This window comes from Marinobacter sp. LV10R510-11A (genome assembly GCF_900215155.1).
GTDB lineage: Bacteria > Pseudomonadota > Gammaproteobacteria > Pseudomonadales > Oleiphilaceae > Marinobacter.
The window spans coordinates 1,853,157-1,876,075 of the sequence record NZ_LT907980.1 but is presented as its reverse complement, the minus strand read 5'-3'; the positions used below and the strand labels follow the sequence as shown (position 1 = coordinate 1,876,075).

The following is a 22,919-nucleotide window of genomic DNA, read 5'->3' as shown; positions in this document are numbered from 1 at the left end:
TCAGAGCCCCTTGGTCACATTCATACGGACGCCACGGCGCGGACGCTTGCCGAGCGCTTTGGTGATCACGCTCTCGATGTGGTACTTGGCCCGTTCGAGTTCGCTAATTGACCGGTACCTGGTGCGCTTGCCATCCGCGAACTGAACTTCCAGAACGCCGGTGGCAATCGCCTCATCGATCGCTTCGATGTCTTCTTGAGTAAATGCCATCAGCCTTGGAACCTGAATCGTGACCGCCGGCGCTGTCGTGACGCGGGCAGTGCGGTGGACTTCTTCGAATCAGACGCTCGTCCGTCAGATTGAATCTCTGAATTGCTATCCCATGGCCGGGCCCAGGGCGGTGGAGACTCCCAGTTGATTTTGTCGTAACCGTGAAGTGTGGCCACCGCATCGCAGTAACCCATGAGATCGAAGGCTTCGTTGTTGCCCTTGCCGGGCTTATCCCATTTTCCGTGGACGTTTCGCTGCTCGTAAGTGAGCTCTTCAAAGAACCACTCCCCAAGCCAGTCCGGGAAATGTATGTAGCCCGGCCCGGGCGTTTCTCGCTCCAAGCAGTTGGCGATTGTGTCCTTGATCAAATTAGTGTTCAGAATGTAAAGGGGGATATCTCCACGGCTGCTGGCGTGCCGATCTTTACGGCCGGTGCTATCCGGGAATGATTCACGAATCCTCGGAGCCCCCAGCCGACTTCCGCCCTTGATCAGCTTGGTCTTTCTGTGCAGGCCCTGGCGTTTCAAGCGCCGGTAAAACTGGTACGAGTTTTCGGTAACCCCGTCCTCGCCGCCAGTGTCGATACCCGACAGCAGAACCGGCATTTCCCGGCCACTACCATCCGCCAGCGGATACCGCCGAGAGATGACGAAGTTGATCAGCAGATCCCAGTCTTCTGGGTACCCGCCCGGGTCAATCCGCATCTTCTCGCCGTCTTCATCAACACGGTCAGATTTGCGCAGGGCGTAGCGGTCGATCAGCCAGCGTTCGCCATGCTCGCCGTACCCAACAACCTGAATGACAAAGCGGCGCTTCTTGCCTCCTTGGACGTCCACGGCTGCGAACAGGCAGCGCACACCCTCAGGCACCTCGCGGTCACCGAGCTTTTCTGCGCGGGACTGGATAACCTCCAGGCTGCGCACGTTCTCAAGTTTTCGGTACCGGTAAGGGCGGCCCCAATCGGTGTTGACGGTGGCCTTCAGCTTTTCCTGTGAGCCGGTCTGCTCATAAACCTCTTCGGCCTGGCGTAGTTTGTATGCCAGGTTCTCCCAGGTCTGGAACTTTGCGGCCGGGCCTTCCATCCAAAACGATGCAATGCGGCTTGCTCGCGGCTGGCCGCTGTATTCGTCTTCGGCGTTCAGGTGGCAGCCTTCTTGAATCCATCTACCGCCCCGGTTCAGATTCCTTTTTGCGTCCGCGCCCTCGATGATCGTTCCGCAAGAGGGGCAGAACGGGTGCGCCGCTTCGAGGTTGAAATTCTCAAGTATTGGCTGGAACCATTCCGCGCAGCTTGGGCACTGCCAATACAGCCGGCGGCGATCGCCCAGGTTGTACAGCGCGAGGGCTCCCTTGGTTGGGGGCGCCTGGTGCGGGAACGCTGGATCACGCTTCCAGTCCGGATCCGTAACCTCCCAGCCCGGAGATGTCTCAACCAGCGTCATGCCGGAGGACATAAATGTCTGTGTCCGCTTCGAGGCGAGACTGAATGGGTCACCTTCGCCGCTCAAGTCTTCATCAAGCCGGTCGTAGTCGGTGAGCGCCACGAACCTGTAATCAGAGGAAGAAAGCACGTTGACCGTGGGCCACTTGATGCCGAGATAGTTTCCGGCGCGAAAGGTCTTGTCGTGAACGTTGTTGTCATGGCCGTGCGGGCTCATGAGCGGAGCCAGCTTCGGCGAATTCCGGAGCATCCGGTCTATCCGCTTTTTGCTGTACTCGCGTGCCTTCTCTTCGCTGACCTGAACAATCAACATATCGCCCGGGTCACAACTGATTACGTAGGCAACCCAGCCATCCAGCAATGAAATCGTTTTCCCGGACCGGGCAGGGCCAATGAAAACAACCGCATCGTATAGCCTGCTGGAAAGGCAGTTCATTGCCTCGGTCATGTAAGGAGTCAGGTCGTCCTTGAACGGGGAAATCTTACCGCCGCCGTCAACCACCATCATGTGATCCGATACGGCATCACTGATCCGGATTCTGCGCGGGGGCTTTATAAGCTCAGCAACCTCTCGCTTGATCTGGGAGGCACTGGCAAGCGAACTCATTCTTCGTCTTCCTGGATGATTCGCAGGTACATCTGTTCGCGCAGCGCATCCATTGTTTCCTGTACTCGCTCAATCGCCTCTGGCGTCAGGCTGCAATCCCGCTCAAGAATGTCGGGTAAGCTATCGAGGGTCGTGGTTACCGCCTTCGCAAGCCGGCTCATTTCAAGATGAACCTCGTCAGCACTCAGCAGCTGGCGAAGCTCTACCTCCAACTTGATCCGCTCGTTCTCGGACTGGTACCAGGCCTTTCGATCCTGAGGCGAAAGCTCATCAGGATCACCATCAGAACCGGCAAAGCTGTCCGCGAACAGGGCCGGGCCCACATCTTTTAACCGGTAGACGTTGGCGTTATTTCGGGTGCCAGATGGCACGACGCCGGCGGCGTTCAAGCGCTTTCTGATCGTATCCCGGTGAAGGCCGAAGGCATCGGCCAGGCGCGTCAGGTTCCAGCTGTACGCATCTTCAAGCCGATTTATTTCAGCCAAGGTTTGTCACCTCAGGTTTCAACAGTGTCAACAGCGGGTATTTCAGGGGCCGTAAGGGTTACAGAGAGGTGCTGCTGTTGGCCCAGGGGGGCCGAAAATTTGCCGAAAACCGCGTGGTTGCCCCGGCCCCGCGGGCTGGCCGAAGTGCCAGGGGCCCCGGATTTACTGGGCTCCACATCACGACTAGAAGTTTGATCGGAATGTTCATCATCACTGCGACACCTTATTGAACGACCGATCTTTAACCACCATCGTCTCCCGGCTCGTTGCTTTGATCCCTGAATACACAGACACAACCTCAACGATTATGTGAGTGCCATCCGGAAGATCGATTGGCGGCACCATTCCGATATACCGGCCAGCGCCAGAGGGGGAGAGAATTACCGGGTTGGTTACACCTGGTGCAGCGGTGCCATCCTCCAGCGTAAGAGTTGCCTCGACTGTTGCACCCGCGATGACATTGCCATCCTGGTCCTTCAGTTCTGGCAGCTCGATGACTCTGCTGTTTTCCCGGTAGTAGATGCGCATTGCTTACACAGCCGCCTGGGTAAACTCAGCAGTGACGGTTATCGTAGAACCTGCGGGCAGCATGACATCCCCCTGGGTGAATGCGCCGGCAGCGAATAGCAGGCCGGTAGATCCACTCTTGGTTGAGTTATCTGCGAGGAATGCACCGCCAATGGAGGTGCTGTTACTGGTAATGGTGAACACGGCAGCGGCGGCATTGTTGTTAACCTTCTGGCTTGCAACGGCGCCCGGACTCCAGGTCTGGCGAACTGCCTCGTCATATCCGGCAACTTCTGTCCAACCAGCATGTGACGCCATAGTGTCGGCAGCGGCCACGGTAGGTGATCCATCCGTCAAGCCGATATACCAAGGGCCGGCACCGATGAGACCACCACTCAGCAACTGGTTCAGACCTGCATTAACAATCAGGTTTTGCCACTCGCAAACATCGATCAACACCCCGTTAGGGTCGCGGATCTCCGCCTTCCAGTTACCCATTGCCCCGGCGTTACCCAGGGGGAGGGAGGTAGGGGCGGCTCCCACTGCTTTCATGTGGTTTTGTGCGTTGCTGGTGTCTTTCATGATTAATGTCCTGGCTTGATCGTGACAGTTTGGTAGAGAGCGGGTTTCGTGTTGATCGAATAGCTGAGGGCTGACCGGAGGACTATCGCACCCATGACGAGGTAGCGGATGCCGGCGTTAACAATTGCGAATGAATCGGATGCAATGGCACCAGAAACGATGCCAGCGGACACGGTAGCCCGCGCAGTCATCAGGTCGCTGGCGGTAACGGTGTCGGACAGTTCAGCGGTGAGCGTTGCAAGAATCAGCCAAGTTGCACTGCTGATAGCGCCTGACTGGATAGCGCCTTGGAATCCAAAATCAACATTGAAGGTGCCGCTGGCGATGGCACCGGATGCAATGCCCGCCAGCTGTGTCACAACGGCTATGTATGCGTCACCGGCAGAGGCTCCATCGATTACGCTTGCGATTGACTCAAGGGCTGCGAGAAACTGATCGGATGCTGCCGAGCCTTCTGAAATCGCCGCACTGATAGCAGAATCGGTCTGCCTTGCGATTTCATCACTGCTTTCCGCGCCGGACAACATATTAGTCAACACCTGAGCCTGGGCAGACCATGACTCTCCAGCGGATGCGGCGGCATTCAGTGCGCCAGAGGCCGAGGCCAGAGCGTCAACGGATGTGCTACCAGTAGCGCCAGATTCAAGCGAAGCGAGGGCAACCGGGCCATCTCCAGTCGTGTCAGAAGCGTTGGCAGCGGAGATTACTGATGCGTTGACTGCTGCGATTGAGTACATATTATCGGAAGCAATCGTGAAGCTGGCGATGGAAGCCACTGAATCACACGCGGCTGACCAGTTGTCTGAGCTGGATGCGGCAGATAGATTGAACGTGTCAATGTCTGGGCCAGCCGCCCAACCATTTACCGCCCTGGTGTTTACTTCCCCGCCATTTACCGCCGCATTGAGCATAGTGTTGCGCCTTCATCCTTTGAGGTTAGTAGGTTTATACAACCCCTGTTGCCGCATCAAACAAATTGTCAAGTTGGTCGTCTGTCAGCTCTATAGCCGCTTGCATCTGCATAACAAATGGGTTCAACCGTTCGAAGCCGGCCTCGCTCCATGCCAGGCCAATCAGCGGGTCTTCTGATGCATCGATAGCCACCTGAATATCATCCAGCAAGCCCGCCTGCAGCAACGCTGCTTTCGCCTGAAACCTCGTGACCTTCATCTTTTCCCTGCGCTTTCTTAGCGACCACTCTTCGTGAGTTTCGACTACTGCGTCTTCCGGTTGCATTGGATCCACCGTGCTGTCTCCTGAATGTTGCTTTTCTGAGCATGGCGGCAACCGCTGGTACTGCGTTGCCGTGCCGGGCGTGGTTCGTCCAGCTGTGTAAATTTTCGCGCACATGGGCTAGGTCAATCTGGCCTCTGGCGTACTCGCTCTGCCATTCTTTTAACTGGCGAGACAGTCGCCGCAAGCTGGCCTTTCGTAGCCTGCGGGCATTCGGCCAAAGGTGGTAGCCAAGGAAATCCAGGCCGCGCCCACCGTGGTGCCGAACAGGAAAAACAAAAGTTTTATGATTGGTTTGTAGCTCCAAGTTGTCGGCCAGCCATGCTTCGGCGTCGATGCGCAGTGCCTGCAGGTGGCGCTTGTCAGGATGCACTACGATCCAGTCATCCATATACCGCACGTACCAGCGCTCCTGGCGGCGGCACTTCATCCACTGGTCTAACGCGTCCAGGTAGATGTTGGCGAACATCTGGCTGGTTAGGTTTCCGATCGGAATGCCCTTGCCGGGTGTTTCTGGCTCACTGTAGCTACGGATGATTTCCTCAATCACGGCCATTATGCGCTTATCGGCTATTCGGCGGCGCAGCAGATTAAGCAGTATTTCGTGGTCAATGCTGGCGAAATACTTGCTGATATCTGCCTTGAGAACAAACACTTCGCCGTGCTCTCTCAGGCATTGACGCAGCATTTCTTGCGCCTTGTTGGCGCCCGCGTGTGTGCCTTTCCCTATGCGGCAGGCATAGCTGCCCGAAATGAATCGCGCTTCCCATATTGGCTCTATGGCAGCAAAGATGGCGTTCTGGACGACGCGATCGCGGAACAGTATGAGCGCCGTAATCTTGCGGCGCCTTGGCTCTGTCACATGAAAGATGATGTAACCGCCGCACTGATACTCATCCCAGATCAGCTCATTTTGTAACTGGATTAGATTGCACTCCAGGTCGCGCTCAAAGTGCCGGCATGGCCAGCTTTTGCGCTTACCCTTTCGGGCCCTGAGGTAGGCTGCGTGTAGAGATTCAAAGGTTGTGATTTCTTCGAATAGACCGGTGAAGGTTTTTGCCATGCCGTGCTCTAAATAGTGGGCGAGCGCTACAGGCCTCCCCGTTGCGGGTACTACGCGCAGCGCTCTAAATATTTTTCGGCTCCTGCCGTGGATCTGGCGTCCTTTCAGTTGAGCGCTGGATGAAAAGCCTTGGCCCTTTAACTTCTGGCCCAACAAGAACTGAGAGCGGGGGCGAAACCCGATATTCGAGTTCGAATTCGTGCGGGCGTTGTTGAGGTTCAACGCGCCCAGCCCGGCATTGCCGGAATTGCTGCGAGCGCCGCCACGGAACGGGAGCCGTTCCCCTGACAGGTTAGTGTAGAGTCGGCCTATCGGGTCATTAATACCCTTGGGAACTATTCCTGCTCTCTTTAAAAGTTCGCTTGCTCCCGTTGTATCCATCGACGCCCAGGGGTTGCTGCTAGAGATATCAAATCCGCTGTCTACGTATGCAGACTCTGCCGGAATTTCGTTGTCAGAAGACAGGAATATTCTGCCGTCCACCGCTTTAAAGCCAGACATCCACTCCCACACATTGCCAACAAGATCCGAAATACCCGACATGGTGCCATCATGACGCCAGCTTGCAGGGCCTGATCCGAGCAATATATTGCCGATGCCGCTGCTATTGCCGGGCGCGCCGTTATCTTGTCGTGTGCCGGTTTCAAATCGCTCATCGTGATGCCGGCCGTAGTTTGTGTTTCCGCGAGGCTCAAAGCCGTTGGCCATGCACCAATGCATTATGGCTGCCCAATCCCAATGGGTTTGTAGGTCAAAGCCGGGGCCGCACGCTTGGCACGCGGCGCGGGCGCTGTCGTAGTTGATGGAGTAACCGGCGGGGATGCCTGGCTGGCTTACCCCTTCGCCGTTTAGGGCTGCGCCTTCGTAAGCGCCCAACCATATTTCAGCATCTTCCACTCCGCTGAATTTGAAGGCCTCGTGTACGCCGGTGCCGAGTTCGCCGCCTGGCGCAACGTCTTCGCAAAGGTACTTTGGTTGTCTGAAAAAGTAAGAAGGCTGATTCTTTGCCGTGTAAAATACGGTCATGTGGCCGCCGCTTGCCGCTTCGACTGAACGGCGCAGGCCGTCGATTAGTGCAGGGGCGTGAGGGAGCTCAGACTCTTTGAGGTATTGGGTATGCGGGTCAGTTGCGGCAAGGTGCTCCTCTGACTGCATGTAAGATGCATGCACTGCTTCAGTAAATCGGAGATCTGCTGTATCGCCCGCCAAAAACTCCTGCGCCGAAGTGCCCTCCTGCGCCCGCTCTACTGTAAGGGAGTCTCCAGACCTCCCCGTAACCCTAACCACCTCCAAGGTGCCATCTCCCTCCAGTGTGAGAGGAAGCCAGTCACCGCCCGACGGGGCGGGGAACATCACGCCATCTCCGCTCTCAAGCGCAACTACCGTGCCCGAAGTCGTTAACGGTGTAGCTAACTTTGAGGTGGCGTTGTTTGCCAGTAGTGCTGTCATTATTTAATTCCTAGCGCGTCAACGAGGCCGTTATGCCTGGTTGCGCAACGATGATATTGATAGCCCCACTCGCGCATGGTTAGCACGACATCCTTGCCAGTTCCGTCAGTCAGGCTCGGCAGGGCTTGAGGGCACTTGGTAGTCAGGTTTGCGGGCAAAGGCTCCCGAGGCAATATCGTTAAGCAGCCGGAAAGCAGGATCATCGGGAGGAATGCACACGTTTGTATAAACGGGCTTTTCGATCTCACGGATAATCCCCCGGTCTATAACTCTCTCGCTTGCTGTGAGTTGACTGAGTCGCCGCTCAACCATCTTTGATACTTCGGCCTGGCCTGCTCTTATCTCATCTGCAAGGGCTTGCTGGGCAGTGACTGCGATCAGCTCCTTGCTGTCTTCAAACCAGCCTCGCGCCATCCAGCCGCCTGCGGTTAGGCCGGCTACTGCGATAAGTGCGATTGCTGGCTTGGCGTAGGGGATCATTTGCGCACCTTGGCGAACGCCTCAAGCGCGTTGTTGGTGTAGTAGGCCGCAACGATGAAGCCGAGAATCCAGCACAATCCCTCAACCAACGGCAACATTGGCTCAGGGATGGTTCCGGTTAGCGCACAAAGCAGGCTTACGAGGATCGAGGCCAGGCAGATATAAGCCATCAATCGCCTGTGATACCACCATTGGCCGGGGTTAGGGTGGCTATCGGTCACTTTCAATCAGCCGATCCAGCTTTGAGTTGATCGTGCGCAGGTCTGTCTTTAGCTCATCGAACTTCTTTTCAGTGCGGCTTTGGTCGTTGATGCGGGACTGCTGAAGGTAATTAACTCCAAGCTCCAGTACAGCGATGCGCCTGTCCTGCCCAGCGATATACCAGAGCGCTGTAACAATTAGCATTAGTGTGGTGATTATGTGCGCCACACCAATTCCTTTATCTACATGCCAGCCCCGGCGGTCGTTCACATCATCCGCCATTAGTAACTCCACACCCACGGGCGCAAATGGCCTTGCGAGTGTGAGAGGTCGTCAAGGTGAATGAAGCGCCCACTGCCCTTCTGCTGAACGCCAATGCCAGTAAAGCCGTGCTTGACTGCTAGCGCGATCAACTCAATAGCATCACCACCACGTACAGCAACATCACAGGCATGGCCGGTGCTGTGCGCGCCTGGCTCAACCTTCTTTGCTTCAATGGGGTGTGTGGCGTCGCGGTAGCCGCTACTGATAACCATGGGCTTGCCGTAGTCGGTGCGAAGCGCTTGCAGTCGAGCCATGAACATATCGTCCATGCGCAGCTTCCCTGTGTGCTTGCACTGAAATTCAGTCGCACTAAAGTTCGGGAAGCTCTGCCAGTTCATGAGGAATCCTGAGTTTCGGGCACAAAAAAACCGCCAGCTCTGGTGGGAGGGCGGTTTTTGTAGGTGGTTTTCGATACTGGGGAAATTAGACCATTTACCGGACGGACAGTCAACAATCGAATTGCCTTACAATTACGACGCCTTCCGGCTTATCCGCTCAAGGGCTCTCGCCTCAATATCCGAAAGCCAAATCATCATGCCCTCGTATGGACGCATCATCCGATTATCCCGGAAGGTAGATTTTGGTATTTCGCACGCCCTAGCCCTTGAGGCCTCTGATACCAGTCGATTACCATTGCCGCCGCACGAGCTGCACTCAACAATTTTTGCCGCTTCTTTCGTCTCGCCGCTCCCTTTGCACTTCCGGCACTTCTTCGCGCCCACGAACTCTTCGATCATTGCCGCAGCAACGTAGCTCCTGCGCATCGGCTCCATATCTGCCCACAAGCTATCCTGATAGCACATTTCCTCCTGAAGCTCCCCGAGAGCCTGTATAGCGCTGCGCACGTCGTCGCAATACTTTGCCATTATCAGATGGAAGTGTAGGGGCTGAAGGCGAGTGCAGGCCGCTGCAATGTCTGTGCGGCTCAACTCAGGTATGCCGCCGAATGATGCGCCGTGTGGAACGCCTTTAGTCGTCAGTCTTGCCATTAGATACACCGCCTTGGTTGCGCTCATTCTCACCCCGTCTCTCGTTTACCCAGTCGGCCCGCCAGCCGGTATACCTGCAATCATCTATCTGCATTCGATACTGTCTTGCCGCCAGCTGCACGATGTTGTCATAAGCTACCGGTGTGTTCTGCGCCTCGATCCTGTCCAACTCTGCCCGATATGCCTCCCGGTCACCGGTGAGGGCGATATCGATCAATTGGTTTGCCGCTATGTGCTCAGGCCTCAACCGGCTTCACCAGATCCACCTCGCCCAAAAACATCAAGCAGCACGCGGCATGTGCGGCATGATGCAGGCCGGTTTCTTCGTTTCGCTCGATGCCCTGCTGCAGTGCGTTGATGTGCCGTTTGGCTGCTGCTATGTACCGGCGCCTAAGATCTGGCACATGGCGCCAGTTATCAGGGCCATACTTTGCGGCCCCGAACGTCAGCACGTGAGCAATCTCCAACTCCATCACCGGGGGTATCAGATCCATCATGGGCTTGTCGGTGTCGTATTTGACGCCCGGGCTGTCGAGGGAAGGATCGACCCCCACGTACTGTCCAAGACAATTTGGCACCATGCATTCGTCTTCGAGCAGTTGGCCGGGAGCCATTTGGCGATTGTGGCCGCAATTGAACCGCGCGCCCTTGTAGTGCTCTCCGTCATTACCGTTCTGGCCTATCGCGTCTATCCGATCCTCGTCAAAGCTCATGCCGATACCTCTACGATTTCAATCTTGTTTTTGCAGTCAGCGCTGCCCATGGAAACAGGAATGCCCTGGTAATCCGGAATGCCGGCCTCTCTGTCCCACTCGGTGAGCGCTAAGAAACGCTGGCAGGTGTGACGCTCAAGGCGCCACTCGTCGAATTCATCGGTAAAAGCGAAGCGGGCAGCGCAGCGTGATACGTCATACGGAAGGGTCTTCACACCGCCCCCTCGCTTACTGCTCTCGCGATCGTTCTGACTACCCACTCAAACTGCTGAGGCCAGAGTTCAGGGCTTATGTGGATCTCGTTGTGGTGCTCCCGGCATAGCGGCATTGCTAACAGGTCGGGCGCTGTCATGCCCATGCCACCCAGACCGACGCCGATAATGTGGTGTGGATCATCTGCTGGCCTTTGGCACATGGCGCACGGCTGAGTTTTAACCCAGTCCAGGTAGTTCCGATTGTCACCCGCACGGGGCTTTCGGCTTGATCTCTTTTTCATAGGAGCCCTCGCCTTCAGCTGGGTTCTGGTTTTCAGCGGCGTTTTGCGCGCAAGCATTATCAATCTCCCCGGTAATGTGAGCCGCCAGCGCCACGACTATTGGCCTTTTCTCTGCCTGTCAGGTTCATAAGCTTCGCTCTCAACTCCGCCAGCTCCTGCTCACGTTCGTTCAGGAGTAAGCACAACTGCTGCACCAGCACATCCATTGGCATACCCTCGCCGGTTTCCTTGTCGACAAGCCCGGATCTATGGCAGTGGTCGCAGTCCAGTTCGTAGAACATCGGCTTCACAACACCCCGGCCGTTGCATTCGGGGCAGCGCTTCAGGGGTCGCTTCTCTTTTCGGAGTGATGGCCCTGAACGCTTCCTCATGCAGCTGAAACCTTCTTCTTGCGCTTGGCCTTCGGGCTCTCAAAACCCGCAAAATCTAGCTCTAGGCTGATAGCGTCCGTGGTTACCTGGTACTGAACGGCTAGGCAGGCCTTTGTCAGGCTGCCCAACCTGCGGTCTAGTCTGTCCTTCTCCCTGATGCACAGGCGGATAAGGTCTTGATCTTCCTTGTCCAGCACGCGCACAGGCATGTTCAGCTTCACTCTTTTGATCGTCGCTTCATTGCGGGTGAACTTCTTGGCGAGCGACTTATCAGAGAGCTCTTCGGCCTGGATGCGCAGTTTTGCCCCAAGCATGTAATCCTTGGCCGCTTCGCGGGCTCTCAGTTTTGCCATCTGGTCTGTCACTTTTCTGGCCTCCGCAACATGCCGGCGCCGTATAGGGCCCGGCAGAAGTCGGTTCGACTTAGCATCCCATCTGACGGGCGGCAGTCCATCGACAGCGCCGCTTCAACAACCTCATCACACTCGCACTGCTCTGGCATGCGGATTGGGCGGAATTCAAAGCGGGGCAAGTGTGCGACCTGATCTTTTCCTAGGTGCGGACACCAGACTACCGCTCTCCATCCGTCTGCATCCTCGTGACTAAACCCGGTCAGCACATATCTCACTGTGCATGAGTACCACTTTGTGTTCCCACCACCTATGCGGAACTCACACTCCACCCCCACCGGGGGCACGCCGGGGGCATCCCATTCACGAAGGGCGGACTTCTCTGGGCGCGGAATAAGTCGCACCGGCGGATCAGCCTTAAAGCCCTCTCGCCACTCCGAAAACCTCATGTGCCAAAGCATTGGAAGGCCGCCCTCATCGATCTTGAACCAAGTTTTCCCTAATTCGTGAACCGCGCAATGAGTTGCATCATCTGGCGAGCCACACAACTTCCAATACCTTGGATCTATTTTTAAACGCTCAATATTAATGCTCATGCTGGTTCCTCAATGGCCCGGGCGGTCTTCGATGAAACAGGCGCCACCATGCAGGACGGCGATAGCGGTCTGGCTGGCGATGCGGCCAACGACTCGGCGCTGTGCGCTACGCCACGCCGGTTCGGGCTGGCCGGGTTGGAACACCTGGTACGCTGCTTTGCGCTTCTGCTCATTGAGCAAGGCGAGCATTCGAGGGATTTCGGGCCACTTGTAGTCAGGATCGCCAGCAGCAAGGCGCTTCTTAAGTTTTCCAAATAGGGCTTCCATGTCATCGAGAGAGAGCTTGCTGATGGTGCTGGCCCATTCACGGCGCATAACCTTAAGCTGTTCGCTGGAGTTGCCCCAGAGTGTTTTGGCTCGGCCCTGACCGTAGATCGTGACGATGCGCGCAAAGAACGCATTGGTTTTGTCGAGCTGTTCGCGGGTGAATTTTGGCGCATTAGAAATTGTCCCTTGCGTATTCAAGGTCGGTGAGCTGCCGCGTGAGCTCGCTGTCAGAATGTCCACTACTTGTCCAATTTTCTGCATTGCCGTCACCGTTACGCTGTCCGTTGCTGTTTGCCGCTGGCATGGGAGCGCCTAGCTGGCCAAGGTAATTATTAAACTTCTCTGCGTTGAACAAAGTGGCTGGCCGCAGGTACTGCTCGCGGTTTTGGTCGCCTAGCCACTCCGCACACTTGCGATCGATCACCGCTTTGAAGTCCGCCAGCGTGGCGCCTTCCTTCGATCTTGCGTGGATCAGCTTTGTGCTGCTGGGGACGGACTTGAAGTTGCGACCCGCTTTGAGATTCAGATACGCAATTGCATCAGCCGCAAAGTCGGGTTGCCCGACAGAGTCTTTAGGATCTCTGGTAACTTGATTACTGGTACACTGATTTGTCGGAGATTTATCCGAGGTCTGTCGGATATTTTTCCGAGGTTGGTCGGATATTTCTCCGCCCTTGATCGGATATTTTTCCGAGGTAGTGCTGGCGGACTTATGGGCATGAGCTGCCGCTTTCTCTTCCTTCATATTCCAGCGCTTACCCTTTTTGGTAATCCTCACCAGTGTGATTTTTGATGTGCTGGATAGCTCCACAACGCCCTTTTCCTGAAGCTGGCGTAGCAGCCTGTAAGCAGTGTCTGGTTTGTCTGTAAGAATGGGCAGCTCGTCGACAATCTTCTGCTTGCTGATCGCATAGAAGATATCTCCGTTTTTATTTACATGGCCGGCCCAGGTCGGGAGCTGGTGGACAAAAGAAAACAGAATCGCCTGCTGAGTGTTTAATTCCCACTCCAGCGACGCCTGCTGATCGACTAGCAATGTGAACTGCACGCGCTCACCCCCTTTTTTGAATTGCAGGAGCGGCGCTGAGTCTGCAAGTTGTCTAAATTGGTCGGGCCAGCATTCAGCTTGTTGAACCTCCGCCCCATGCGTCTCTCGGCGTTGTACTGCTCTTGGCGGGCGTTACGCAGCTCCCTGTATGGTTTGCCGGTGGCGAACTGGAAGGCCTTGGCCTCGGTCACCTCATGCCACTTGCGCTCACCAACTGGGTTGTCCTGGAGGAACTGGTCACGACAGACCTGGTAGTCAACACGGGCTTTGCGCACACGCTCTTTCGCCGCCATAAACGCTGCGGCTTCTTCAGCCAGCTGCAGCAGGAGCTGGGATCTCTCGAATTGAGGCTTTGAATGCTGAATGGTCATGCCGCCGCTCCGCTCTCAAACGCCAGATGGCTGCAGCTGCCATCCCAGTCTTTCCTCATGGTCAGGCGACCTTTCTCGTATTCGGCATAAAGCCATTTAGCGCCCTTCTGGGTCAGAACAACCTTCTCGCAGAGCCGGCCTTCTTTATTGAAGTGGCGGCGCTCAATGAAAAGATCACCGCGATAGGCCGCAGGGGTTCGGTAACCATGTTCGGTTTTCAGAAGGCGCTTGCGCTCTACCAGGTCAGACTGAACGCGATTCAAATGCACACCGTTGAGCATCCGGCAAAACTCAACCGGGGTGAGGCCGTCTTTCAGGTTTGCGGCTAGATCATTGCAGACAGTGTTCAGCCGCTTCGTTTCAGACTGCAGGTGCTGGATAGTGCTGCTCTGATCCTCAATGACTGTCAGAGCTTGCGGGCTTAGATTCTGAATCCACGCCGGCAAGCCACGATTACCCTTAAGCTCATTCTCAAGCTGGTGCAGGCGCTTTATAACTTTGTGCCGAAGCGGGATGCTGTATCCAGTAACCAGAGTCTCGGTCAGTTCTTTGTTTAGGTGGATGCAAGAGGTGTAGTCCCGGCGATCCCTCTCTTCACGGACATGGTCCAGATCTGAGCCATCCCCCAATGCATCAAGCATTGTCTTGATGTCGCGAATAACGTGCTTGTGCTGCTTACCTGTGAGCTCCGCTATTTCGCGGCTGCTCATTGTCATTTCGTCGTTGCTGATCGTTAGGAGGCGCTTCATGCGGAAAGTCTCCGCGCAAGCGCACTGTCGTTCACGCAGCTCAGAAGCTCTGTTGCGGAAAATTCCTTGCCGGAAATCTCAATTAACTTCTCTACTCTCCCATCTCTGAACCAGGCGGCAGGGATCGTGTTCTGCCCAGAAAGTATGGATACATATACAGGAGATACTGACGCTACCTCTGCGACGATCTTTCGCCCGCCACAAGAGCGAACAAAGCGATACATAAGAGTGTTTTTTACTCCGCGCTTATGTGCCAAAGTCCTGCCTAAAACAGAGTTGTTAACGATGGTATCTATGTAGACGTTGCCATTTTCGTAAGCGCCGGAATCGCCAAACCGACACATGCAATACCTGCCAGCGCCCTTGCCGCGCTGATTCCAGCGGCCTGAGTCTTGCCAGATACTCCACCAGTCCCAAAAATTTAGCCTCCATTCCACGCCACGAGAGTTGGCATGGTTCATTTGCGTGGTGTATGCAACCATCACGGAGCCGCTGCCGTCACCGAGATTGATGACAGATCTGTATTGCGCAAATGTGCAGCCGCGAGTCTCTAAAAACCGCTGATCTAGCAGGTCGGCTTCTCGCTTATCTCTAATCTTCTTGCTGATGGACCGCCCGCCATCAGCTGCATGAATGCCTCGCGCCCTTAATATTTGCCCAATGCGAGCCCCCGAGCGCCTAACCTCTTTGGAAATTTTGCGCTGCGACATACCTGATTTAAATTTCGAAATTATTGTGCTAATCTGTTTTTCGTTCATATAAATCTCTCTCTGATTACCCGCCGAGGTGTTTGCTGCACCGTTTGAAGGCGGGTTTTCTCGTTTATGGAACATCACTTCTTAATCAGGGCCACCAACCAGCGCCAAAAGCGCTTCAGGTAACCCGCAATTCCAAAGGGGCGTTCGGGATCTCATCGCTGATCGCAAACGTCACTGGCTCAGACCACTCAGACACACGCTCTGGGTCTTCCTTAGCGAATGACCGCAAGGCCATCACATACTTGCCAGGCGGAAGCTGTATGTCCGCAATTGGCGCCTCGTAACGCTCATCACTGCGCAGGCTTCCCGGGATCGTCATGATCCGCTCGAAAGGCCCACTGCCAGCCTGCAAGCCAACCTCGTACTCGAGCTCATAAGTAATCGGCGTGCCGTCCACGTTGGTGGTGGAAGCCGCCCAGCTCAGGGTTTTTGGGTTAACGATCATGCTCATTCTGAATCTCCGGGTGTTGGGCCTTTCACGGTTATAACCACGCGCACCTCGCCACCGTTGACGATTTGATCGCGGTGCAGGAAGGGACGTGTGCGGAATAAGTGGTCATCGATGCCCAAAGCATCAGCAACACCATCCAGCCCGCTTTTGAACAAACCCGGCAGATTGTTGTCATCGCGCCGGCGGCGATCGGGTGGATAGAAGTCGATGGCAACATGCAATTCAGCACCGCCAGCTACCATGTCTCGAAGTGTCTGCACGTCCCATTTGCCAGCCTGGATGGTTTCCAGTGAAAGCATTTTGCAGTGGTAACGATATTTGTGAGCGGCGGTGGCCTTCTTGGCCCAGTGCCCCCGGGCGTTTGAGCTCATCGCTTTGCTAGGCCAGGGCAGGGCGATTTCGAATTTCTCTGGCATTACCTGCTCCGTTTACTGCTTTAATGCATTTCGTGACATGTCACGTTTTACTGATATTGCCCTTTCGACCTAAAGGTGGGGCCCTGCCTTCTGCTAAGCTGACTGCTGCAACACAAACCAACTCTGAAAAAGGAGGGCCCCATGGCCGCTCAAACTGATTCCCCTGAACGCATTGCCGCTGACATCCTGATTGCGGCAATGCAAAACCCTGGTGATATTGCGCAAAAGCGCCTGATGTCCACTCCCGCAGAAGCGGCAAAGAACTTTCAAATCATCTTCAATACCGTTCTTAACGCCCGCAATAATTTAGAGAAGGACTAAGAGCCAGGGCTCTGCGTTGTTCCGTCCTTGAGCAATTGCAGGGCCTTGTTTAGCTCGCAGGCGGCCTCGCTTAAAGTAAACCCGGCCGCTGCGGCAAACTGAACGACCTTCTCCATCCGCCAGCACAGCTCGTCGTTGTATAGCTTCTCTGGGACTTCAGCTTTTTTGGTGTCTTTTGCTTCTGCAATTTCCGGCATCTTTCCTGACTCCGTAATTAGCACCCCTCTGGCGCCGTTGTGGCCTGCCTTTGTCACCACGCCAGCTTCTTCCATGGCATCAACTAAGTTGGCCGCACGGTTGTATCCGATTTTGTGATGGCGCTGAATCTGGCTTATTGAAATGCGCTGCTCTTCTGCAACGAATGCCACTGTCGCGCTATAGAGCGGGTCAGCCCTTGTTTCTTCGTGATCCTGATTCATGCCAGTCCTCCCTTGTTTGAATGTCAGGCCAGTTTGCTGTCATGGCCCAGGACTACTGCTGCAAATGTCATTGCCTTGATGCTGTAAGCATCCGTGGAGGGCTCTACCTGACACGCAAGCCTGGGGAGACCTGCCAAGTCACCTTGGTTATGGGAGCAAAGCCCTCCCGGACACCCACTGCCTTACAAGCGCGGTGCAAACCCCTGTATAGATATCCACCACCGGTTAACTCGGTATCTGAGCTGGGCGGAAGTGGTTTAATGGAAATCATCAAGCAGCCGCTCCAGATTTCGCTGCGGGCAGGCCGTCAGTTGGGTTTGGGTAGATGTCGGGACGGAGTTCGTGCGGGGTTATCCGCCAGCCAGTAGCTGCAGAGATGGCAAGAACTCTATTAGCTGGTGCCTTCCTGCCCTGCCGATTGAGCCAGTTCCAGACATGGGCCTGTTTTACGCCTATCTCTGCAGCGAGTGCTGATTGGCCGCCCATATATTTAATTGCGAGATCGAGAGAAGTTTCCATAAGCCCGAGAATACAAAATTGCTTGTATTAAATCAACAGTGAAATTTGATCAGTGGCACTAAATTAACAATGAAATTTGATTAGCAATGCGACAAGATTATTTGTATGAACGAAATTAAAGATAGAGTGCTCAGGTGTCGTAAACAACTAGGGCTCACCCAGCAAGAGCTGGCCAAGAAAACTGGCGTAAAACAGCAGAGTATCCAGCAACTTGAGGATGGTTTGGTCAAGCGTCCTCGATACATACTGGAATTAGCTGAAGCACTTGGTGTAGCGGCAAGATGGCTTTTAACTGGAAAAGGGCATGAGCTCGATATTTTCAAAATGGTTGACGCTATGCAGGCGAAGGAAATCAGAGATGTAGGGCAAGAAAGCCTAAGCGACTCAGAGGTTGTCCGGTTGTATGAGGAAAAGCAGCACACAAAGGAGATGGACGAGCAGTGGGCTCGGATGTCTCCAGAGCAAAGAGAGGATGTTGCTGGCCACCCGAACGAAGGCAAGACCGATGAGCTGGAGTTCGTAGGCCGGCTGGATGCCTGGGACAGCAACACACCACTGGATGATGACGAGGTTGAATTGCCGCTGTTCAGAGAAGTAGAGCTGGCAGCAGGCGCAGGCCAGACCGAAGTAGTCGAGAACCGTGGCGCGAAACTCCGCTTTGCAAAATCTACGCTGTCCAGGGCAGGTGTCATGAAGGAGAACGCAGCGTGTGCGTTTGTCCGTGGCAACAGCATGGATCCTGTTATGCCGAACGGTACCTGTGTTGGTGTGAATACCGGTGACACCACCGTTCGAGACGGCGAGATCTACGCGATCGATCATGACGGCATGCTTCGCGTGAAGTATCTGCACCGTCGACCAGGTGGCGGCATCAAGATCGTGAGCCAGAACGCCATCGAGCATGAACCAGAAGACTTTTCCGCCCAGAGAGTGGCTGAAGAGAACATCCGGATCATCGGGCGAGTGTTTTGGTGGTCGGTGCTGAGATAGGTTAAACGTTTTCAAAATACCGATTTAAAGAGAGGGAGCTCTGATTGTGAAGAATGAATCTTTCAGCGACATGAAAGCCGAACTCATGTCCAGCAAGCCCAAGTTGATTTTTATCACAGTGCTGGTTGTTCTTGGTGCATTGGGACTAGTGACGAGCGGACTAAAAATACCCGGCCTTCAAGGGCAGACGGTAAACACCACCTATGACGAGATGATGAAAGAGGTGTACCTGTCGCGACTTACGTCTGCCCAGGTAGCCGAGAAGAAATCCAATTTTGTGGGTAAGCGTGTTAACTGGGTGGGCACCGTCACCGATGTTAAGCCGGGCTCCTGGGGTAACACCGTCGCGCTTAGCGATGGCGAGAAACAAACGCTCACAGATTACTTTCTTGAGGGCGTTTCAAAAGACAAGGCGCTGCGATTGTCTGCTGGGGATGTTGTTCGATTCTCAGGGAAGGTTGACAGGATTCAGGACGGAGTGCTGACCGGCTACGTCTACCTGAACGGTGTAGATCTGAACTAGTGGCGCTAGGCTTGCATTGGTCCGCGCGAGAATAGCACCAGGATTACCGGGCGGGTGTTCTGGTGGTCGGTGTTGCGCTAGCAACACCATAATAAATAAGATGTTTCTCCGGTTTCGAGCCGCGTTGGCGCAGAGTAAGCCTAGAACTATGGCTCTCATCAACAAAATTTAACGATACATTTTGTGAAAAATGTTAACCTATGAGTTAAGATGTGATCGACAAAATCAAGGTAATAGAGATTGAAAGTGACCGCTACACAGTAACGGCGGCCGCTACCGACAGAAAGGGCAAAGTGGAGTGCTCGCTGAATGACTTTCTGACTGAGTGCGTAGATAGCAAGCAGTATCACGGTTCAGCTGTCGGTCTCTATAAGCTTATAGAGATGTTTTCTGTATCTGGGAGCGATGCCCTCACAACCGATCAGTCTCACTTTGTCGACCAGGAAAACAAGATATATCAAATAAAGAAAGGGGATCTCCGGGTTCTCTATTTTTATACCAGTGAAAAAAGAATTGTGATCTGTTCACATGGTTTTTTGAAAAGCACGACGAAGGCTGACAAAAAGGAAGTCAAAAAAGCTGTCAGGCTTCGTAACGAGTACTTGTCATCAGGTCAGCTCGAATTTGTTGAGTTACCGGAAAATGACTAATAGGAGGCTCTAATGGGTATCAATGCGCTGAAAAAGCTGAAAGAGAAAATTCACAGCTCAGAAACCTACTGGTTTGAAAGTGCGAAACTTGAGTTCGTGAAGGCTCTCAATCAGCGCGTCCGTAGACTCGGCATGAAGAATAAAGATTTAGCTAACCATATAGATTCAAGTCCCGCGTATATATCTAAGGTTATGCGTGGTGACGAAAACCTCACGATTGAAAGCATGGTCAAGCTCGCCCGCGCAACTGGTGGCCATATCCATTTCCATATTACTGAGGTCGACGAACGTGTCGCATGGTTTGGTGTAGCTAGAAAGAAGAAGGCAGCTGGCAAGCCAGGAAAGTCCGAGTCAGTATTCAAAAACTTGGTTTTTGATATGGATGACACTTATCAGTGGCTCCAAACTAACGGAAAAGGCGAAGAGTTAAATGCAGCTTGAATTATCCTCTTATACCGTTCCTGAGACGTACTGCAGGGCCAATAGAGATAACGCTAGTAGCGAAATAGATCGGCCACCGGTTGTGAAAACTTTGGTCAGTCATATCTATGATGAAGATGATATTGAGATCGCTGTATCTCTTAATGTCACCAATAAGGATGATGTAACAGAAGAAGATCCATACGAGTTTGATATTGAAGTGTTTGGAGTGTTCAAAGTCGAGCTAGAAGACGGGGACTCCCTCTCAAATATTGAGCATGCATATCCTAGCTTAGTAGTAAATGCTGCAAGAATTCTGTATTCGGGAGCAAGGGATTACCTTCACACGATTACGGGAAAGGCTCCATTTGGAGCCATTACGCTCCCGACAGGTTACTTTAGCCAAAAAGGTATAGATTTTATAACGAGTAAAGATGATTAATCGTCTTAAAGCCCGCTATCGAGCGGGCTTTTTCTTATCCGCAAGAATCCGCCAGCTCACCCCAGCCGCTCAATATCAGACTGGCTGTGATTGCGAAGGTAATCCTGTAGCGCCCGATCCATTCGGCCCTGCCAGCCGCTACCGGTGGCGCGGAATTGCTCTACCACTTCCGGTGACAGGCGAATGGTGATGCGCTCTTTGGTTACCTTGGCCTTGGGCCTTCCCACCGGCCGCAAGCGTTTAAACTCAGCGTCTGTTAGCTCGTAAGTGTCCGGATCGGCGGCAATGCCTGCGTTGATCTCGGCGTCTTCTTCATGTGTTGGCCAGATAGTGCCTGGCTTAAGCTTCGGCATAGCGTTTAATCTCCCGTGTATTGGCTTTACGAAGGCTGATAATTCGGCGTGCCTCTGCGCGATCGGTATAGACCACGCAATAGAGCCTTAGCCCGATATAAGCAAAGCCTACCTCTCGCAGCTCTTCGTATTCCCTTCGCCCATCTGGGCGTGCCCACAGCGTTTCCCATTCAATGTTTTCAGCCTCAGACAAGGACACCTCGTGCTTCGCAAGGTTGATGTCATCTTTGGCGGGGTCGAATTCAATTTCCATATGTTTATTGTACATACAGTAATTGCGATGGCCAAGCCGAATATCTATAACTCTAAGTAAAGCGTTGGGTGCCAGCTACCGGGCGTTTCCGCTCTCCAAGAGCTTGATGATCCATACCCCTATCAACTCTATAGACGCCCACCTAGTAAACCGCAGTGAACCGCTCTCCAAGAGCCGGGGCGTTCTCAGTCTCCAAGACATCGAGTTGGTTAAGATCATTAATTAATAGAAATACAAATATAATTGTTGACAAAGATACAAGTAAATTTGTATCGTCTGTTCATTGATAACGAACAGGGAGTCGAATCATGAGCCGCAAACCAAGAACCACTTATCCAAGAATGCTCGTCGAGCTGGCGGACACCACGCTTTTACCACCACGCAGAGGCGAGGTGGTCATGTGGGCCGCACGCGGCATGACCGCCAAAGAGATTGGGCGGGCACTTCACATCTCTCCAGAGACCGTTAGCTGGCACCTGGACGAAGCCAAAGATCAATTCCACGCAAGCAGTCGAGTAGATCTCATCAGCCAAGGTTGGATGCAGGGGCTTTTCCGTGCCCGGATGCTGGCTTGGGCGCTGTTGGTGCTTTCCGCTGGGCCCGCCCTAAGAAGCCGGCCTTCCCCGGTGAACGGTACCCGACCGCCTGTGACCGCCAGCCGGATAGGTCGCACACAAATTCGCTGCAACTACGCATAAGCAGGAGAACAGTCATGGCAACAATCACGATCGAGCTTCCAGACGACACACCGGTTATTTCTTTGATGCAGTTCGCTGCACAAGTTAAGTGCGACATGACTCTGGTGGAGAGCAACCGGTTTCGGTTTAAGCGCAAAGACAGTCAGAACACTGTGGTTCGTATGCCAACCAGAGCGCGGGCGATCAATGCACCAACAGGGCCAAGTGTAGCCTGAACAGGGAGAGCGGAATGCTGATTTTAACACGCAGGCCTGGTGAAGCCCTGGTTATGGAAACTCAGTCTGGGGATCTCATCAAGGTGGTGGTCATCGAGAACAGCGGTGCACAGGTGCGGCTAGGTGTGATTGCAAACCGAGAGGTCGCGGTAGACCGGGAAGAGATCTACCTGCGCAAGAAAGCAGGGAAGGAGGTGAGCCGTGGCTGATTTGACGGTTATTGAACGGATGAATAAGGCGCGCGAGTTCCGCTCAGAGTGGGGATATCCGCGTGGCCTCGTCATCTTCTTGGGCGACAAGGTTGCCGGGTGGGTCCGCGACCTTGAGGGCGAATGCACATACGTGCCCGACTGCATTGCAGTTGATGAGAGCGGTAGCGAGTGGGTGGCCGTGGGTGGCAACGACTACGACGGTGCTGATCGTTGGGAGAACGCTAATGGCTGATGCATTTGGACTGGTTTGGCCGGGAGAGGAAGAAATCTATACCACCTACACGCCCGGCACAGATGTTAGAGAGGTGATGGAGCGCTACAAACTGCGTCGGGTGCCTTTGATGCTCGAAACCGCCAAGGCGCGGCATGCAGATGAGCTGCACCAGGTGCTCAAGGATCTGACCGGGCTGGTGAAGATGGCCAGTGCACCCCTGAACACTTACCAGGCAGCGATTCGCAATGCGGATGAGCTGCTGAAGCAAATTGAGAGCGAATCCACGGAGGAAGAAAGTCATGGCCAATAGCCTTAGCAACCTTAACGAAGCCCTGTTTAGCCAGCTTGAGCGCTTGAATAATCCAGACCTGTCTGGCGATGCACTGGAAACAGAACTGAAGCGGGCGCAGTCGGTTACCAGCGTGAGCAAGGAGATCGTCTCCAACGCCCGGGTTGTTCTGGAAGCTGAGAAGCACCGCATGGAGTACGGCTCACTGTACGCGCTTCCCAAGATGCTTGAGAACAAGGAGTAG

General features: G+C 54.2%; 42 protein-coding genes and 1 pseudogene. 12 read left to right on the top strand and 31 right to left on the bottom strand.

The genetic code is table 11. The features are described from left to right. The 27 genes from CPH80_RS08990 to CPH80_RS08865 form a co-directional block, all read right to left on the bottom strand. Nucleotides 1-210: a phage head-tail joining protein gene (locus CPH80_RS08990; protein WP_096277063.1), complete on the bottom strand. Its 210-nt coding sequence runs from the start codon at nt 208-210 to the stop codon at nt 1-3. Beyond that, complete coding sequence (locus tag CPH80_RS08985) at nt 210-2,258, bottom strand: phage terminase large subunit family protein (protein WP_096277061.1); 2,049 nt, start codon at nt 2,256-2,258, stop codon at nt 210-212. Before CPH80_RS08985 ends, CPH80_RS08990 begins: the two co-directional genes overlap by 1 nt. Continuing rightward, a complete protein-coding gene (locus tag CPH80_RS08980) occupies nt 2,255-2,743 on the bottom strand; it encodes a DUF1441 family protein (protein WP_096277059.1) in 489 nt (162 codons plus the stop codon). Before CPH80_RS08980 ends, CPH80_RS08985 begins: the two co-directional genes overlap by 4 nt. A 210-nt stretch (nt 2,744-2,953) precedes the next feature. Next, nucleotides 2,954-3,271 (bottom strand): hypothetical protein, encoded by a 318-nt coding sequence (locus CPH80_RS08975; RefSeq protein ID WP_096277057.1) that lies wholly within the window; start codon nt 3,269-3,271, stop codon nt 2,954-2,956. 3 nt (nt 3,272-3,274) lie between these two features. Continuing rightward, nucleotides 3,275-3,832 (bottom strand): hypothetical protein, encoded by a 558-nt coding sequence (locus tag CPH80_RS08970; RefSeq protein ID WP_096277055.1) that lies wholly within the window; start codon nt 3,830-3,832, stop codon nt 3,275-3,277. 2 nt (nt 3,833-3,834) lie between these two features. Continuing rightward, nucleotides 3,835-4,743 carry a hypothetical protein gene (locus CPH80_RS08965; protein ID WP_096277053.1) on the bottom strand — a complete coding sequence of 303 codons (909 nt, stop codon included), beginning with the start codon at nt 4,741-4,743 and terminating at the stop codon, nt 3,835-3,837. A 34-nt stretch (nt 4,744-4,777) separates the two neighbouring features. Continuing rightward, complete coding sequence (locus CPH80_RS08960; protein ID WP_157746876.1) at nt 4,778-4,954, bottom strand: hypothetical protein; 177 nt, start codon at nt 4,952-4,954, stop codon at nt 4,778-4,780. Next, entirely contained in the window at nt 4,944-7,577 is a 2,634-nt protein-coding gene (locus tag CPH80_RS22000) for a reverse transcriptase/maturase family protein (RefSeq protein ID WP_197703627.1), read from the bottom strand. The genes CPH80_RS08960 and CPH80_RS22000 overlap by 11 nt, the downstream gene beginning before the upstream one ends. 105 nt (nt 7,578-7,682) lie before the next feature. Continuing rightward, the gene (locus tag CPH80_RS08950; RefSeq protein WP_096277049.1) at nt 7,683-8,057 is read right to left on the bottom strand and encodes a hypothetical protein; all 375 of its coding nucleotides are present in this window, start codon (nt 8,055-8,057) and stop codon (nt 7,683-7,685) included. After that, on the bottom strand, nt 8,054-8,284 hold the full coding sequence (locus CPH80_RS21635; protein WP_143752986.1) for a hypothetical protein: 231 nt from the start codon (nt 8,282-8,284) through the stop codon (nt 8,054-8,056). The genes CPH80_RS08950 and CPH80_RS21635 overlap by 4 nt, the downstream gene beginning before the upstream one ends. Further along, complete coding sequence (locus tag CPH80_RS08945; protein WP_096277047.1) at nt 8,268-8,540, bottom strand: hypothetical protein; 273 nt, start codon at nt 8,538-8,540, stop codon at nt 8,268-8,270. The genes CPH80_RS21635 and CPH80_RS08945 overlap by 17 nt, the downstream gene beginning before the upstream one ends. Beyond that, the gene (locus tag CPH80_RS08940; protein WP_096277045.1) at nt 8,540-8,920 is read right to left on the bottom strand and encodes a D-Ala-D-Ala carboxypeptidase family metallohydrolase; all 381 of its coding nucleotides are present in this window, start codon (nt 8,918-8,920) and stop codon (nt 8,540-8,542) included. The genes CPH80_RS08945 and CPH80_RS08940 overlap by 1 nt, the downstream gene beginning before the upstream one ends. A 132-nt stretch (nt 8,921-9,052) precedes the next feature. After that, on the bottom strand, nt 9,053-9,598 hold the full coding sequence (locus CPH80_RS08935; RefSeq protein WP_157746875.1) for a hypothetical protein: 546 nt from the start codon (nt 9,596-9,598) through the stop codon (nt 9,053-9,055). Next, nucleotides 9,552-9,788 carry a hypothetical protein gene (locus tag CPH80_RS08930; RefSeq protein ID WP_157746874.1) on the bottom strand — a complete coding sequence of 79 codons (237 nt, stop codon included), beginning with the start codon at nt 9,786-9,788 and terminating at the stop codon, nt 9,552-9,554. Before CPH80_RS08930 ends, CPH80_RS08935 begins: the two co-directional genes overlap by 47 nt. A 19-nt stretch (nt 9,789-9,807) precedes the next feature. Beyond that, nucleotides 9,808-10,284 carry a dATP/dGTP diphosphohydrolase domain-containing protein gene (locus CPH80_RS21995; RefSeq protein WP_197703626.1) on the bottom strand — a complete coding sequence of 159 codons (477 nt, stop codon included), beginning with the start codon at nt 10,282-10,284 and terminating at the stop codon, nt 9,808-9,810. Beyond that, entirely contained in the window at nt 10,281-10,499 is a 219-nt protein-coding gene (locus CPH80_RS08920; RefSeq protein ID WP_096277040.1) for a hypothetical protein, read from the bottom strand. Before CPH80_RS08920 ends, CPH80_RS21995 begins: the two co-directional genes overlap by 4 nt. After that, complete coding sequence (locus CPH80_RS08915) at nt 10,496-10,780, bottom strand: hypothetical protein (protein WP_227520420.1); 285 nt, start codon at nt 10,778-10,780, stop codon at nt 10,496-10,498. Before CPH80_RS08915 ends, CPH80_RS08920 begins: the two co-directional genes overlap by 4 nt. Nucleotides 10,781-10,839: 59 nt before the next feature. After that, complete coding sequence (locus tag CPH80_RS08910) at nt 10,840-11,151, bottom strand: hypothetical protein (RefSeq protein ID WP_096277036.1); 312 nt, start codon at nt 11,149-11,151, stop codon at nt 10,840-10,842. Next, nucleotides 11,148-11,504, bottom strand: coding sequence for a hypothetical protein (locus CPH80_RS08905; protein WP_172898592.1), 357 nt, complete (start codon nt 11,502-11,504; stop codon nt 11,148-11,150). The genes CPH80_RS08910 and CPH80_RS08905 overlap by 4 nt, the downstream gene beginning before the upstream one ends. An 8-nt stretch (nt 11,505-11,512) precedes the next feature. Further along, on the bottom strand, nt 11,513-12,097 hold the full coding sequence (locus CPH80_RS08900; protein ID WP_096277032.1) for a hypothetical protein: 585 nt from the start codon (nt 12,095-12,097) through the stop codon (nt 11,513-11,515). 9 nt (nt 12,098-12,106) lie between these two features. Next, a complete protein-coding gene (locus tag CPH80_RS08895) occupies nt 12,107-12,562 on the bottom strand; it encodes a hypothetical protein (RefSeq protein WP_096277030.1) in 456 nt (151 codons plus the stop codon). After that, complete coding sequence (locus tag CPH80_RS08890; protein WP_096277029.1) at nt 12,537-13,412, bottom strand: conserved phage C-terminal domain-containing protein; 876 nt, start codon at nt 13,410-13,412, stop codon at nt 12,537-12,539. The genes CPH80_RS08895 and CPH80_RS08890 overlap by 26 nt, the downstream gene beginning before the upstream one ends. Beyond that, entirely contained in the window at nt 13,394-13,783 is a 390-nt protein-coding gene (locus CPH80_RS08885) for a hypothetical protein (protein WP_096277027.1), read from the bottom strand. Before CPH80_RS08885 ends, CPH80_RS08890 begins: the two co-directional genes overlap by 19 nt. Continuing rightward, a complete protein-coding gene (locus CPH80_RS08880) occupies nt 13,780-14,532 on the bottom strand; it encodes a Rha family transcriptional regulator (protein WP_096277025.1) in 753 nt (250 codons plus the stop codon). The genes CPH80_RS08885 and CPH80_RS08880 overlap by 4 nt, the downstream gene beginning before the upstream one ends. After that, nucleotides 14,529-15,290, bottom strand: a complete 762-nt coding sequence (locus CPH80_RS08875) for a hypothetical protein (RefSeq protein ID WP_096277024.1) — start codon at nt 15,288-15,290, stop codon at nt 14,529-14,531. The genes CPH80_RS08880 and CPH80_RS08875 overlap by 4 nt, the downstream gene beginning before the upstream one ends. 115 nt (nt 15,291-15,405) lie before the next feature. After that, on the bottom strand, nt 15,406-15,741 hold the full coding sequence (locus tag CPH80_RS08870) for a hypothetical protein (RefSeq protein ID WP_096277022.1): 336 nt from the start codon (nt 15,739-15,741) through the stop codon (nt 15,406-15,408). Then, nucleotides 15,738-16,157: an endodeoxyribonuclease RusA gene (locus CPH80_RS08865; protein ID WP_096277020.1), complete on the bottom strand. Its 420-nt coding sequence runs from the start codon at nt 16,155-16,157 to the stop codon at nt 15,738-15,740. The genes CPH80_RS08870 and CPH80_RS08865 overlap by 4 nt, the downstream gene beginning before the upstream one ends. Before the next feature lie 141 nt (nt 16,158-16,298). Between CPH80_RS08865 and CPH80_RS08860 the strand changes: the two genes are divergently transcribed. Next, on the top strand, nt 16,299-16,478 hold the full coding sequence (locus CPH80_RS08860; RefSeq protein ID WP_096277018.1) for a hypothetical protein: 180 nt from the start codon (nt 16,299-16,301) through the stop codon (nt 16,476-16,478). A gap of 215 nt (nt 16,479-16,693) precedes the next feature. Here CPH80_RS08860 and CPH80_RS23320 read toward each other — a convergent pair. Continuing rightward, nucleotides 16,694-16,867: pseudogene (locus tag CPH80_RS23320) on the bottom strand (DNA translocase FtsK); the annotation flags it as partial. 300 nt (nt 16,868-17,167) lie between these two features. Next, complete coding sequence (locus CPH80_RS08850; RefSeq protein WP_096277014.1) at nt 17,168-17,416, bottom strand: helix-turn-helix domain-containing protein; 249 nt, start codon at nt 17,414-17,416, stop codon at nt 17,168-17,170. Nucleotides 17,417-17,521: 105 nt separating this feature from the next. On the opposite strand from CPH80_RS08850, the gene CPH80_RS08845 reads away from it, so the two are divergent. The 5 genes from CPH80_RS08845 (at nt 17,522) to CPH80_RS08825 (ending at nt 20,441) form a co-directional block, all read left to right on the top strand. Continuing rightward, on the top strand, nt 17,522-18,406 hold the full coding sequence (locus CPH80_RS08845) for an XRE family transcriptional regulator (protein WP_096277012.1): 885 nt from the start codon (nt 17,522-17,524) through the stop codon (nt 18,404-18,406). Nucleotides 18,407-18,452: 46 nt separating this feature from the next. Beyond that, a complete protein-coding gene (locus CPH80_RS08840; protein ID WP_096277010.1) occupies nt 18,453-18,929 on the top strand; it encodes a hypothetical protein in 477 nt (158 codons plus the stop codon). 212 nt (nt 18,930-19,141) lie between these two features. Then, entirely contained in the window at nt 19,142-19,579 is a 438-nt protein-coding gene (locus CPH80_RS08835; RefSeq protein ID WP_096277008.1) for a type II toxin-antitoxin system RelE/ParE family toxin, read from the top strand. 12 nt (nt 19,580-19,591) lie between these two features. Continuing rightward, nucleotides 19,592-20,020: a helix-turn-helix domain-containing protein gene (locus CPH80_RS08830; RefSeq protein ID WP_096277006.1), complete on the top strand. Its 429-nt coding sequence runs from the start codon at nt 19,592-19,594 to the stop codon at nt 20,018-20,020. Then, nucleotides 20,010-20,441: a protein-export chaperone SecB gene (locus tag CPH80_RS08825; RefSeq protein WP_096277004.1), complete on the top strand. Its 432-nt coding sequence runs from the start codon at nt 20,010-20,012 to the stop codon at nt 20,439-20,441. The genes CPH80_RS08830 and CPH80_RS08825 overlap by 11 nt, the downstream gene beginning before the upstream one ends. A gap of 56 nt (nt 20,442-20,497) precedes the next feature. Here CPH80_RS08825 and CPH80_RS08820 read toward each other — a convergent pair whose 3' ends face one another. Further along, nucleotides 20,498-20,794, bottom strand: a complete 297-nt coding sequence (locus tag CPH80_RS08820) for a BrnA antitoxin family protein (protein ID WP_096277002.1) — start codon at nt 20,792-20,794, stop codon at nt 20,498-20,500. Beyond that, a complete protein-coding gene (locus CPH80_RS08815) occupies nt 20,781-21,062 on the bottom strand; it encodes a BrnT family toxin (RefSeq protein WP_197703625.1) in 282 nt (93 codons plus the stop codon). Before CPH80_RS08815 ends, CPH80_RS08820 begins: the two co-directional genes overlap by 14 nt. A 293-nt stretch (nt 21,063-21,355) precedes the next feature. Between CPH80_RS08815 and CPH80_RS08810 the strand changes: the two genes are divergently transcribed. From CPH80_RS08810 to CPH80_RS08785, 6 genes are read left to right on the top strand one after another with little or no spacing between them, the layout of a single operon-like run. Next, complete coding sequence (locus tag CPH80_RS08810) at nt 21,356-21,745, top strand: response regulator transcription factor (RefSeq protein WP_096277000.1); 390 nt, start codon at nt 21,356-21,358, stop codon at nt 21,743-21,745. 14 nt (nt 21,746-21,759) lie between these two features. After that, entirely contained in the window at nt 21,760-21,960 is a 201-nt protein-coding gene (locus tag CPH80_RS08805; protein WP_096276998.1) for a hypothetical protein, read from the top strand. Nucleotides 21,961-21,974: 14 nt separating this feature from the next. After that, on the top strand, nt 21,975-22,169 hold the full coding sequence (locus CPH80_RS08800) for a carbon storage regulator (RefSeq protein ID WP_096276997.1): 195 nt from the start codon (nt 21,975-21,977) through the stop codon (nt 22,167-22,169). Next, complete coding sequence (locus tag CPH80_RS08795) at nt 22,162-22,404, top strand: hypothetical protein (protein WP_096276995.1); 243 nt, start codon at nt 22,162-22,164, stop codon at nt 22,402-22,404. Before CPH80_RS08800 ends, CPH80_RS08795 begins: the two co-directional genes overlap by 8 nt. Continuing rightward, complete coding sequence (locus CPH80_RS08790) at nt 22,397-22,696, top strand: hypothetical protein (protein ID WP_096276993.1); 300 nt, start codon at nt 22,397-22,399, stop codon at nt 22,694-22,696. Before CPH80_RS08795 ends, CPH80_RS08790 begins: the two co-directional genes overlap by 8 nt. Continuing rightward, on the top strand, nt 22,686-22,919 hold the full coding sequence (locus tag CPH80_RS08785) for a hypothetical protein (protein WP_096276991.1): 234 nt from the start codon (nt 22,686-22,688) through the stop codon (nt 22,917-22,919). Before CPH80_RS08790 ends, CPH80_RS08785 begins: the two co-directional genes overlap by 11 nt.